Origin of the sequence: Nostoc sp. FACHB-110, from assembly GCF_014697425.1 — a bacterium.
Classification (GTDB): domain Bacteria; phylum Cyanobacteriota; class Cyanobacteriia; order Cyanobacteriales; family Nostocaceae; genus Nostoc_B.
In genome coordinates, this window is the sequence record NZ_JACJRU010000012.1 from 56,674 (window position 1) to 68,411 (window position 11,738).

General features: G+C 40.8%; 10 protein-coding genes. 5 read left to right on the forward strand and 5 right to left on the reverse strand.

The features are described 5' to 3' along the window. Positions 1-166 precede the first annotated feature (166 nt). Both H6G69_RS13815 and H6G69_RS13820 read left to right on the forward strand, forming a co-directional pair. On the forward strand, positions 167-1,459 hold the full coding sequence (locus H6G69_RS13815; protein WP_190687604.1) for an ATP-binding protein: 1,293 nt from the start codon (positions 167-169) through the stop codon (positions 1,457-1,459). After that, positions 1,449-2,951: a tetratricopeptide repeat protein gene (locus tag H6G69_RS13820; protein ID WP_190687607.1), complete on the forward strand. Its 1,503-nt coding sequence runs from the start codon at positions 1,449-1,451 to the stop codon at positions 2,949-2,951. The genes H6G69_RS13815 and H6G69_RS13820 overlap by 11 nt, the downstream gene beginning before the upstream one ends. Here the strand turns inward: H6G69_RS13820 and H6G69_RS13825 are convergent. From H6G69_RS13825 to H6G69_RS13835, 3 genes are all read right to left on the reverse strand, one after another. Continuing rightward, complete coding sequence (locus H6G69_RS13825) at positions 2,882-3,202, reverse strand: hypothetical protein (RefSeq protein WP_190687609.1); 321 nt, start codon at positions 3,200-3,202, stop codon at positions 2,882-2,884. The two genes, H6G69_RS13820 and H6G69_RS13825, sit on opposite strands and share 70 nt — an antisense overlap. 78 nt (positions 3,203-3,280) lie before the next feature. Continuing rightward, positions 3,281-3,673: a type II toxin-antitoxin system VapC family toxin gene (locus H6G69_RS13830; RefSeq protein ID WP_190687612.1), complete on the reverse strand. Its 393-nt coding sequence runs from the start codon at positions 3,671-3,673 to the stop codon at positions 3,281-3,283. Continuing rightward, entirely contained in the window at positions 3,673-4,077 is a 405-nt protein-coding gene (locus H6G69_RS13835) for a type II toxin-antitoxin system Phd/YefM family antitoxin (RefSeq protein WP_190687615.1), read from the reverse strand. Before H6G69_RS13835 ends, H6G69_RS13830 begins: the two co-directional genes overlap by 1 nt. A gap of 850 nt (positions 4,078-4,927) precedes the next feature. Between H6G69_RS13835 and H6G69_RS13845 the strand changes: the two genes are divergently transcribed. The 3 genes from H6G69_RS13845 to H6G69_RS13855 are packed head-to-tail and all read left to right on the forward strand — an operon-like array spanning position 4,928 to position 8,380. After that, positions 4,928-7,039 (forward strand): TIGR00300 family protein, encoded by a 2,112-nt coding sequence (locus H6G69_RS13845; RefSeq protein WP_190687621.1) that lies wholly within the window; start codon positions 4,928-4,930, stop codon positions 7,037-7,039. 43 nt (positions 7,040-7,082) lie between these two features. After that, positions 7,083-7,604: a DUF2085 domain-containing protein gene (locus H6G69_RS13850; protein WP_190687624.1), complete on the forward strand. Its 522-nt coding sequence runs from the start codon at positions 7,083-7,085 to the stop codon at positions 7,602-7,604. Beyond that, a complete protein-coding gene (locus H6G69_RS13855) occupies positions 7,601-8,380 on the forward strand; it encodes an Rpn family recombination-promoting nuclease/putative transposase (protein ID WP_190687626.1) in 780 nt (259 codons plus the stop codon). Before H6G69_RS13850 ends, H6G69_RS13855 begins: the two co-directional genes overlap by 4 nt. Before the next feature lie 193 nt (positions 8,381-8,573). Here the strand turns inward: H6G69_RS13855 and H6G69_RS13860 are convergent, their stop codons facing one another. Continuing rightward, on the reverse strand, positions 8,574-9,479 hold the full coding sequence (locus H6G69_RS13860; RefSeq protein ID WP_190687629.1) for a pentapeptide repeat-containing protein: 906 nt from the start codon (positions 9,477-9,479) through the stop codon (positions 8,574-8,576). 409 nt (positions 9,480-9,888) lie between these two features. Continuing rightward, on the reverse strand, positions 9,889-11,715 hold the full coding sequence (locus H6G69_RS13865; protein ID WP_190687633.1) for an N-acetylmuramoyl-L-alanine amidase: 1,827 nt from the start codon (positions 11,713-11,715) through the stop codon (positions 9,889-9,891). Positions 11,716-11,738 lie beyond the last annotated feature (23 nt).

Below are 11,738 nucleotides of genomic sequence, written 5' to 3' on the forward strand. Positions count from 1 at the left end.
GAGAATTTTGATGTCTCATTCCTAACCCTTCTCCGGTGACGGAGGGGGGTAATGTTTTTGCAACGCAAAGGTACGCAGAGGTTGGCGCGGAGTTTCGCGGAGTTTAATTTATAGTTTTGCGGGGATGGGTGATGATATGAATAGTGAAGTTGTAAAGTAATGCGTTATGTCTGACGAGTTATTAAAGTCTTTTCAGCAAGCATACAGAAATTTAGAGTTATTGCCACTCATTGAGACAAAAGACTTAGATAGATTTAGGGTGAATTATGGTGATGAGGTAATTGAGGAGTTAGAGCAGTTAGTTGAAGATAGTCCTAATGGCGATGGCAAGATTATTTTTACGGGACATCGCGGTTGTGGTAAGTCTACTTTGTTAGCTGAGTTTAGTAGAAGAACGCAAAACCGTTATTTTGTAGTTTTATTTTCGATTTCTGACACGATTGAAATGTCAGATGTTAATCACATCAATATTTTATTTGCTATTGCTGTTAATTTAATGTACGAGGCAGAAGCCCGGAGAGTTGAAATTCCTAAGTCAGCGAAAGATGCTTTTTATAAGTGGTTTGCTACTCGCACTAAGACGGAAGAATTTAATATTGAGGCTGAAACTTCACTTGGGTTTGATTTGCTCAAGTTGATTAGTAATAAGTTAAAGGCTGATGCGGCTGTTCGCTATGAAATTAAGCAAGAGTTTGAGAGAAAAATTTCTGATTTAATTGCTCGGATTAATGAAATAGCTGCTGTGATTCATGTCGCTACTAAAAAAGATGTTTTAGTGATTATTGATGATTTAGATAAATTGGAACTAGAAAGGGTAAATGACATATATAGAGACAATATTAAAACTTTATGTCAACCAAATTTTAGAGTTATTTATACACTACCTATTGCCGTTTTACGAGATAAGTTTCTCAGACGACTGATTGAGACGGAAACTAATGATCAAGTTGTAGTCATGCCTGTATTAAAGTTATTTGAACAGGGGCAAAGTCGTCAGGTTGGTGCAAAGCCTCGACCGCAAGCAGAGAATATTTTGTGTGAAATCTTACAAAGACGAATTACCTCTGAACTTATAGAAGCACAAACGGCAGAAAAGATTGTTTTAAATAGTGGTGGTGTGTTGCGAGAGTTAGTAAGAATTGCTAATGAATGTTGTCGCATTTGTTTGCGATTAATTAGGCGTAAACCTGGACAAAAGGTGGTTATTGATGAGCAAATTTTAGATGAAGCAGTCAATAATATCCGTAATGATTTTGCTGTACCTTTGGGGAAACTAGATTATGGCATCTTGCAAACTACATATAATAACTTTATGCCCGATGATCCCAGAGATTCTGAGTTTTTAGATTTGCTCCACGGGCTTTATATTTTGGAGTATCGCAACCGCAAGAACTGGTATGATGTTCATCCAATAGTTGTAGAACTCTTGAGAGACCAGGGGTTAATCAATGACAGTTAATAAACTATTTGAAGATGCAGAAAATCGAGATGTTTATGATGATTTAATTGTTTCTATAGAGGCTAAAGCACATCAGTTAAATTTGCTGATTGCTGTTTGTGATGATGCTAGTTTTCGGGATGAGATTATTGCTCAGTATGAATCTGAATTACAGAGGGAAATCCGTCCTTATCGGGTGACATTGGCAAGGGGTGAACCGAGTTTGAGGGCTGCTGTTGCTCAACTAGTGGAAGGTGAAGAGTATTTGCAGCAACATAACCCGGCAGTAATTACGGTAACAGGGATAGAACAGCTTTATTTTCTCAAACTGGGACAGAAACGTTCAGAACAAGAGATTTTTTTCGGTTATTTGCAGTGGACTAGGGAAGGTTTGCGGGCTTTTCCTTTTGCAATTGTTTTGTGGGTGACTAATCAAATATTGGTTGAGTTAATTAAAAAAGCACCTGATTTTTGGAGTTGGCGCAATGGTGTTTTTCGGTTTGCGTCTAGAAGGAAAAACACTGTTTCTGCTAGAGAATTAGAGCCGATTCGGTTTGCATTTACAGGTAATGAATTATCAGGTTTCGATGATGACAATGATTATTTATTACCTATAGAAGATTTGCAAGGATTTATTCAAGATTTAGAACAGCGTGGTGTTAAAGATACAACTTTAGCGACTTTATACTTTAGCTTAGGAGATATTTATAGAAAAAGACTCAACCGGGGTGAGTGTCAAGATTATAAAAAAGAGCAAGAATTAGGCATTAAGTATTTAAGCAAAGCTGTAGAATTGCAACAAGAATTAGGTTTAGAAAAAGACCTAGTTACCAGCCTCAACAATTTAGCATTACTCTACGAATCCCAAGGCAGATACAGCGAAGCCGAACCTTTGTACGTTCAAGCTTTGGCACTGTGGCGCAAACTTCTGGGCGAAGAACATCCCAATGTCGCTACCAGCCTCAACAATTTAGCATTACTCTACGAATCCCAAGGCAGATACAGCGAAGCCGAACCGTTGTACGTTCAAGCTTTGGCACTGTGGCGCAAACTTCTGGGCGAAGAACATCCCAATGTCGCTACCAGCCTCAACAATTTAGCAGGACTCTACGAATCCCAAGGCAGATACAGCGAAGCCGAACCTTTGTACGTTCAAGCTTTGGCACTGAGGCGCAAACTTTTGGGGGAAGAACACCCCAATGTCGTCAGCAGCCTCAACAATTTAGCCGCACTCTACTATTCCCAAGGCAGATACAGCGAAGCCGAACCTTTGTACGTTCAAGCATTGGCACTGTGGCGCAAACTTCTGGGGGAAGAACATCCCAATGTCGCTACCAGCCTAAACAATTTAGCATTCCTCTACCGTTCCCAAGGCAGATACAGCGAAGCCGAACCTTTGTATATTCAAGCTTTAGATATTTGTGAGCGAAAATTAGGGGTAAATCATCCCAATACTATTACTGTGCGTAAAAATTTAGCATATTTACGCGATCGCCTATCCTCAGAATCATAACAGCGATCACCTAATCGCAGCTTTTCAAGTTCCAAGCAAGAATATTTTGGTTTCAAATAAGAGTGTTCCTGTTTTAAGTGAGAACATTCTTGTTTCAAGTGAGAACGTTCTCGTTTCAAACTAGAAGTTTCGTGTTCTGAAGTGGAATGATGAGGTTTTGAAGGCGATCGCTTGACCTTTTTACTCGACGTTTCGTGTTCTGAAGTGGAATGATGAGGTTCTGAGGGCGATCGCTTGACTTTTTTACTCAAAGTTTCGTGTTCTGAGGCGGAATGATGGAGTTTTGAAGGCGATCGCTATCGTTGAAAACATCCTCTGTAAACTGTCATCTATTGCAGCAATAAAATGCGATCGCCAAACTTAGCTGCTAGTTTCTGATCGTAAGTTAGCACCTGAGTATCATATTGAATTGCTGCTGCCACGAATAACGTATCGTAGAATGAATGACTTGCCTCAACTGCCAGTTTTAAAGCTGCATCTCGAATTTGAGAACTAGGAATCATCACATCAACAAGTGCCTCAGCATCTTGCAGTGTATCTAAACCTAATTGCAATGGCAGTTGCCGAAATTGTATCCACTGCCAAATCACATTTCCCAACTCGGCAAACAATGAATCTGGTACTACAATCTGATCTACAGTTTCTAACGCAGCGATCGCTTGTTCATACCTATCCTCTACGCGTAAGAGTGCATAGGCAAATACCATCGTATCAATCACCATCAGGTTTGCTCTGCTGATTTCCAAGCCTGTACCTGAATTTCTGCTTCTATCGGTAAAGCTTCCACCCGTTGACGAATACGAGCCAGTACTTCATCACGTTTTTTATAGCGTTTTGGTAACAAGTCGTGGATTTCTTGTTCTAGTTCCTGAAAAAATTCTTCTGCTTTTATCCCTTGTCCTGGTTGCATTTGTGCCAAACTAAGTTTAATTTCCTTTAAGGTTTCTACTAACTCAGCAGCATCTAAAAGTTCTTGATAAGATTCTGCATCTTGAACAACTAACTCGGCTTTTCCATTGACAGTAAGAATTAAGGGATGTTTTGTTTGTTTAATCCGTTGCAAAAACTCAGTAGTATTACGTTTAAACTCTGTAAGAGAATGTATATCTTTTGATATGTTTATCACGATATAAGCATTGAACTAGCATTTAATTAGATGCTAATAAGTATGTGCGAAGTTTGTCAACCTAATTATGAAGTGTTTGCGGTCTAATGATGAAAGCGATCTCTCTACTTGTGAACTCGGAGTTTCGTGTTCTGAGGTGGAATGATGATGTTCTGAAGGCGATCGCTTGACCTTTTTACTCAAAGTTTCGTGTTCTGAAGTGGAATGATGAGGTTCTGAAGGCGAGTTTTCAGGAGAAACGCACCTTAATTTCCTAATAAAAACTAATTAGGACTTGAAAATGGTGTACATAACGCTCTTTCATAACTCTAGATGAATGTGAAAACAATGATCTTTATCGAAGCAGAGTGAGCAAAGAGTGATAGCCAGGAGAGCGTAGACATATTTTTCTACCTAGCTATTGTTGTATTTCACTAGTTGATCAATGAGAGTGCTTACATCCTGATCCCCAGGATGATTGTCTATAGTAATTTTTAACTCTGTCATTTAGTGAACCAAATGGCGTTAAAATAACACGGAATTACAAGGCATAACTTTTTTTCCGGTAATAAAATAGGAGCGGAAGCCTCTGTAAATTCTTCAACTATCTAAAGGTAGAAGTTTGTAACAGTCCGTCAAGAACAAGGGTGTGGGGTGTTGAGGGGATAGGGTGCAGGGAAGACGGTGTTGTTAGGGGCTTGTATCCCCTACCAATACAATTGCCCTTAAAGGCAAGGAAGCTGTTAACCACTGGTTTTTGGGGCTTTTTCTTTCCAACACCCCACACCCTACACCCTACACCCGCCCCAACGGGGCTTGGTCATTTTGCCCAGATTAGGCTTGTAGCATCTATAACGCTAGTAAGATTTTTATGAATTCCCGGATTCGCTTTTTAATGTGTCCTCCTGACCACTATGATGTGGATTACGTGATTAATCCTTGGATGGAAGGGAATATTCACAAATCCTCACGAGATCGCGCCGTCGAACAGTGGCAGGGTTTATACCAAATTCTCAAAGAACACGCCATTGTAAATTTAGTAACACCCCAAAAAGGTTGGCCGGATTTAGTTTTTACTGCCAACGCAGGTTTAGTCCTCGGAGATAATGTAGTTCTAAGTCGCTTTTTACACAAAGAACGTCAAGGTGAAGAACCATATTTCAAACAATGGTTTGAAGAAAATGGTTACACAGTATATGAACTACCCAAAGATTTACCTTTTGAAGGTGCGGGCGATGCACTTCTAGATAGAGAAGGGCGTTGGCTATGGGCGGGATACGGTTTTCGCTCCGAATTAGATTCGCACCCATACCTGGCTAAATGGCTGGATATTGAAGTGTTATCTCTGCGTTTAATTGATGAGCGTTTTTATCACTTGGATACTTGCTTTTGTCCTTTAGCTAACGGTTATTTACTTTACTATCCTGGTGCGTTTGATTCTTACTCCAACCGCTTAATTGAAATGCGTGTAGCATCAGAAAAGCGCATAGCCATAGAGGAAGCCGATGCAGTCAACTTCGCTTGTAATGCGGTGAATGTAGACAGTATCGTGATTATGAACAAAACCAGCGATGCTTTAAAATCTCGTTTGACGGAAGTAGGTTTTCAAGTCTTAGAAACACCTCTGACAGAATTTCTCAAAGCTGGTGGTGCAGCTAAATGCCTAACGTTGCGGGTAACAGAACCAGTACGTGAAGAAGTTCATGCCAATGTTTCGGTAGAAAGCCGAATTATCCGTCTAGAAGGGCATTTGCTAGACTCTGGTTTAATTAATCGCGCCTTAGATTTGATTGTTGACACAGGCGGAAGTTTCCAAGTTTTGAATTTCAACTTGGGAGAACAACGGCAAAGCACCTCGGCGGCTGAGGTGAAGGTATCTGCACCATCCCACGAGGTGATGGAAGAAATCATCTCCCAGTTAATTGATTTGGGTGCGGTAGATTTACCCCAAGACGAACGAGATACCAAACTAGAACCTGTCATTTTGGCTGGTGTCGCACCTGATGATTTCTACGTCAGTACAATTTATCCCACAGAAGTGCGGATAAATGGGCAATGGGTGAAGGTAGAAAATCAGCGTATGGACGGTGCGATCGCCATTACTCAAACTGCCAATGGTATAGTCGCAAGATGTAAAATTCTCCGCGATTTAGAAATTGGCGAACAAGTTGTAGTGGATGTTCTCGGTATCCGCACCATCCGCAAAACCGAATCACGAGAACAACGCAACGCCCAAGAATTCAGCTTTATGTCTGCGGGTGTTTCTAGCGAACGCCGCGTTGAGTTAGTGGTGGAACAAGTCGCTTGGGAATTACGTAAAATCCGCGATGCAGGCGGTAAAGTAGTTGTCACAGCAGGGCCAGTAGTAATTCATACTGGCGGCGGCGAACATCTTTCCCGCTTGATTCGAGAAGGTTACGTGCAGGCGTTACTGGGCGGAAATGCGATCGCTGTCCACGACATCGAGCAGAATATCATGGGAACATCCCTTGGTGTAGACATGAAGCGGGGTGTCGCAGTGCGTGGTGGACACCGCCATCACTTGAAGGTAATTAATAGCGTCCGTCGTTATGGCAGCATTGCCAAAGCTGTAGAGGCGGGGGCAATTAATAGCGGCGTGATGTATGAATGCGTCCGCAATAACGTGCCGTTTGTCTTGGCGGGTTCTATTCGGGATGACGGGCCTTTGCCTGATACCCAAATGGATTTAATTAAAGCACAGGAAGAATATGCTAAACATCTTGAAGGTGCAGAGATGATTTTAATGCTGTCATCGATGCTGCACTCGATTGGTGTGGGGAATATGACCCCATCTGGTGTAAAAATGGTTTGTGTGGATATTAATCCAGCTGTGGTGACTAAATTGAGCGATCGGGGTTCGATTGAATCGGTGGGTGTGGTAACAGATGTGGGATTATTCCTCAGTTTGTTGATTCAGCAGCTTGATAAGTTGACAAGTCCTTATCGAGCGGTGGTAGGTTAAAAGAATAGTTTCGCGCAAAGGCGCAAAGGCGCTGAGAAAGGAAATGGCAAGAGTAGCTTTCACAAGAGAGTTGCAAGTTAATTGGGTCAGTTTTATTGCTGATTTTCTGCTGGTGGGAATGGTTTTTGGCCCGCCAGTCGCGCCTTTCTTAGCTGCATCTGGAGTATGGTTACTTGGGGGTATTGCGAACATCATCTATTTCATGGGAAATCATGTATGTCCGCAACCAGAAATGGGCTTAGATTTAGCACCCCCATTTATCATGGCTGTTTGTATGCGGTGTTATGGAACTGTGACGGGTTTGTTAATTATTCGCTTGCTGTATGTTGTGACTGGCGGTAAAGGTTTGTATTGGTTAAATCAATATGGTTGGAATGGTGCTGCTTTAGCCAGTGTGTTGATGATGGCTTACCCGTTAGAATTAGCAGCGCAGATTTTTGGCTTATGGGATTTTAATAATTATTTAGTTACGCCTTTTGGGTTAATTACAGGTGTGGCTTGGGGGCTGTTTACAATGCCAATTTTGCATGGTGGGTTAAGAAACAACAAAATCTTCAGCCGATGAAAACTGACTCTATTTTTTATCAATTATTTCAAAACTTCCCCAGTATATTTTTTGAGTTAATTGGTGAGTCAGCTGTCACTGATGAAATATACAAATTTTCTTCAGTTGAAATTAAGCAAACTGCCTTTCGCATTGATGGGATATTTTTACCGGATGTAGATTTTGTCAACCAGCTAATTTACTTTGTAGAAGTTCAGTTTCAATTAGATCCAAGATTTTATTCACGTTTCTTTAGCGAGATTTTTTTATATTTTCGGCAATATGACTTACCCAATGATTGGCGTGCAGTCGTGTTGTATCCTCAAAGAAGTTTAGAGCCACCATTACCAATTCAATATCGTGGTTTATTGCTAACCGAGCAAATACAGCGTGTGTATTTAGATGAGTTAGGCGATAATACAAACAGTTCGCTAGGTGTAGGTGTGGTGCAATTAGTTGTCGAATCAGAAGAAACAGCAGTTGCATCAGCAAGAAAGTTAATAGACAAAGCTAGGCAAGAACTTGCTGATGAATTGACTCAGGGCAAAATTATAGAATTAATAGAAACAATAGTATTCTACAAATTCCCGCAAAAAAACCGACAGGAGATAGCAGCAATGTTTGGGTTAAGTGAATTGAAGCAAACAAGAGTGTATCAAGAAATTAAAGAAGAAACTTTGCTAGAAACAGTACCCCGATTATTAGCGATGGGTCTGACTGTAGAACAAATAGCAGAGGCTCTTAGTTTGTCGGTTGAGCAAGTTCAGCAAGCTGCCACTAAGCAAACTTCTGATTGATATAGCAGGCAATAGGGAAAAGGGAACAGGTTTTAAAGTTTCTTAGTGTCTATGTTTGATAATTAGTCTTTGTCATTATCTATGCTTTGACTGCTATGTAAGTTTAGATATTGTTTTGGCGTTTCACGAACCTTAAATACGCCAATTTACTGAGTTTGGAAGTTAGTCAATACAGTTATTTCAAGACAACCTATCAATTAGGAGATTTAGCATCATCGGGCAAAATAGCCCCAGCCAAGTCTGCTCCTTCTAGGTTAGTATCAGATAAGTCAGCACCTGTCAAATCAGCACCGCGCAAGTTGGCAGTTCTTAAATTCGCGCCTTTGAGGTTAGCACCACGTAAGTTGGCTCCTTGTAAGTCAAAAAATGCACAACTACGGCTAAAACCACGTAGGTCTGCACCACTAAGATTAGCTCCGTTGAGACGAACACAACCACGAGCGCCTCTCAGATTAGCACCTGACAAATCAGCCCTTTCTAGGTTTTCACTACCCAAATCAACACCAACCAGATAACATTTTGAGCATTTCTTAGTTTTGAATAAAGTTTTTAGATTCTTATCTGCATCATCAGGTGAACCATTAGTCGTATTTGCAAAAACTGATGGTGAAGAAGTAATTTGAGGCTGTGTTGAAACAGATGGAGTTGAAGAAGCAGGAGCAATTGCTTTAACTTCTGGCACACCTGATTCTTGAAATCTTATACTTCTGGTTCTGGTTTGATCATTTGCTAAATTAATCGTAAAGTTTTGAGTTGGGTAATTTGGTTTACTCAGAATGACATCAATATCCCCTTTACTGGGAATTTGAACTTTGGCATAACCATTATTATCTGTCCATTGAACTTCAGGCGCGCCTTGACCAATAAATTGAATTTTTACTCCCTCTAAAGTTTCTCCTGTTTCTTTTTTTGTAATAAGTTCCACTACTTCTTTTGGAACTACACAAGCTTCAGATTTTAGCCCCACAGAACACCTAAACTCTGGAACTGTCAGTACAGCAGCCATAGTTCCAGCAATAGCAATTGGAGTTCCTATAACAAAGCCCCATTTAGTAAAGTTAAACTTCTTTTTGTTTTGATTACTGGCATTTTGGCTCATGTTTTGTTTTGCTTTTAAATTACAGTTTTAAAATCTAAAAGTTAGGCATCAGCTTTATTTTCAAGGCTGGGATGTGGTTTTTCTTAATAGTTAACTCTTAAGCATTAAGTAAGACACACTGAACTAATACTACTGATAGTTTTTGATTTTTGTTACTTTATAAAAAGTGTATAACGAACTATATTTCCTGTAAATCCTATGAAATATTAGTTATGATTCATTCATTAACTAATATTTCAGTATCATCGGATACATAAATTCAGGATTTAGAGTTAATAGGAAATCGCCTTTACTTTCAATACAAAGTTTGAGTATTAATTGAGTTAAAAATCAACGTTAAGAGTTAACAGTCATTTTGTATGAGTTATTGATTCATCTGTTTTGCTCGTCCTTGTCCCACTTGATGCTTTTACTTAACACTACTAAACCACTCAACGATTCCGTCTGCTAAAACTTTCGCTGTCTTTTGCTGTTCTTGGGGATTTGTCACTAACTCAAATTCACTCGGGTTACTCATAAAACCTAACTCTAGTAAAACTGATGGTGCAGCGGCTGGACGTGTCAAGGCTAAGTTATCCCAAAATACACCGTAGGAAGGTCTACCGAGTTTTTGCACAACATAGTTCTGCAAAAACATGGCTAAACTATGAGCTTGAGTTTGATACCAAAAAGCAGCAAATCCTTTGGTATTTTCTGCATCGCCATCATCTGGTAAAGAGTTATGGTGGATGGAAATTGCGATCGCTGGGTTTTCTTGACTGATAATTGCTTGACGCTCTGCTAAAGAAACATCTTTGTCAACATCTCTTGTCATGACGACTGTTGCACCAAGTTGCGTCAAATTGTCTCGCAATAGCTTGGATACTGCCAAATTCAAGTCTTTTTCCAGATATCCCGTCGGCCCAGACGCACCAGATTCTTTACCACCATGTCCTGGATCAAGTACAATCTTGATACCAGATAAAGGCTGTCGTCTGCGATTTCCAATTGTCGGTGGATGACGCAAGCTTAAAACCAGGGTTGTACCCTCATATCTCAACTGATATCCCCACTGTTGAGATTTTTTGAGGTTAAAAGTGTATTGCACTTGTCCAGGAGCTACCTGTTGCCAATCGAGGCGAGAAATTATAGGGTCATCATCCAAACGAATAATATCTGTTTGGGCAGTAGTGTTATAAAGTGTCAGGGTAAATGTGTTATCTCCCTGCTGCACGCTTGTTGGGACAGGAATTTCTAGTGGGAAAACCATCTCTGTCGCCCCAGCAACTCGCCGATAGCCAACACTGCGAATAATTGTTCGTGGTGGGGTAGAACCTGGTAAAATACGAATTTCCTTACTATTAATCCAAGCACCGTAGTCCAAGCGCAACCACTCACCTTCTTTCCCTGTAACTGTAGCTTGTGTTCCTTTAGGTAGCGGGGTAAGCCTCGAATAATCGGTACTAGGGCCAGTGCGTGCTACACCTGCATCTACAGTCACCTCAACAACTGGTAACTGTGCAGGTGAGAGGATGGCAATTTTGCCAGTTCCTGGTTGAGTAATCGTCTTCCCATTCAGAGATAGTTTAAACTGAGGTTGGCCTAAATCTATCTCTTTATTAGCATCTGCCACAACAGCACCAGAAATGATGTTGTTACCGTACATTAGGCTCATAACAGTAGGTTCAGGTTGTCTAACTGTTGTACAACCCGCGTATTTTCCTGCTGCTTGGGCGGTGGGTTGATTTTGCCCCGTGAGTGCTGCCAAATTACTCGGTAGTTGTACTTGCTGGGGTTGGGGTGCTAGGGCAACAGTTTGATTCGCTAAATTCACCCAAACGCTAGCATTAGGGGGAGCAACAGCACTAAAACAAATTAGTTCCCCTGGTAGTCTGGCAATATCCACTGCTGGAGTCAAGGAATTTTTAGCAAAACCTACCCCCTGCGGTAGTTCCGGTTGACTCGCAAGCCTTGTGACTTTGATTTGAAGGGTTTGATTTTTGTGGCGTACAGTAAAAAGATTCTCGCCCAATTGCAAAGGAAAACTTGGGGAAAAATGACCAGCCTTGCTGCGGTTAATTAGCTTACCATTGATCAGAACTTGCCCATCGGGTGATGCTGTACCAATAAAAAAGATTTTTTCTGCACTGGTTTGGTAGTTGGATGGAGGAAAAACAACTAATACAGATGAGTCTGCCAATGCTACAGAGGAGGTGGCAATTAAGCTGATTAATATTAATCCTAGAAATTTTTTCACGGCAAAATCACAGAAAATTTCAC

Coding starts and splice junctions, on each gene's coding strand:
- H6G69_RS13815 (WP_190687604.1), top strand. CDS start 167: ATGTCTGACGAGTTATTAAAGTCTTTTCAGCAAGCATACAGAAATTTA.
- H6G69_RS13820 (WP_190687607.1), top strand. CDS start 1,449: ATGACAGTTAATAAACTATTTGAAGATGCAGAAAATCGAGATGTTTAT.
- H6G69_RS13830 (WP_190687612.1), bottom strand. CDS start 3,673: ATGGTGATTGATACGATGGTATTTGCCTATGCACTCTTACGCGTAGAG.
- H6G69_RS13845 (WP_190687621.1), top strand. CDS start 4,928: ATGAATTCCCGGATTCGCTTTTTAATGTGTCCTCCTGACCACTATGAT.
- H6G69_RS13850 (WP_190687624.1), top strand. CDS start 7,083: ATGGCAAGAGTAGCTTTCACAAGAGAGTTGCAAGTTAATTGGGTCAGT.
- H6G69_RS13855 (WP_190687626.1), top strand. CDS start 7,601: ATGAAAACTGACTCTATTTTTTATCAATTATTTCAAAACTTCCCCAGT.
- H6G69_RS13860 (WP_190687629.1), bottom strand. CDS start 9,479: ATGAGCCAAAATGCCAGTAATCAAAACAAAAAGAAGTTTAACTTTACT.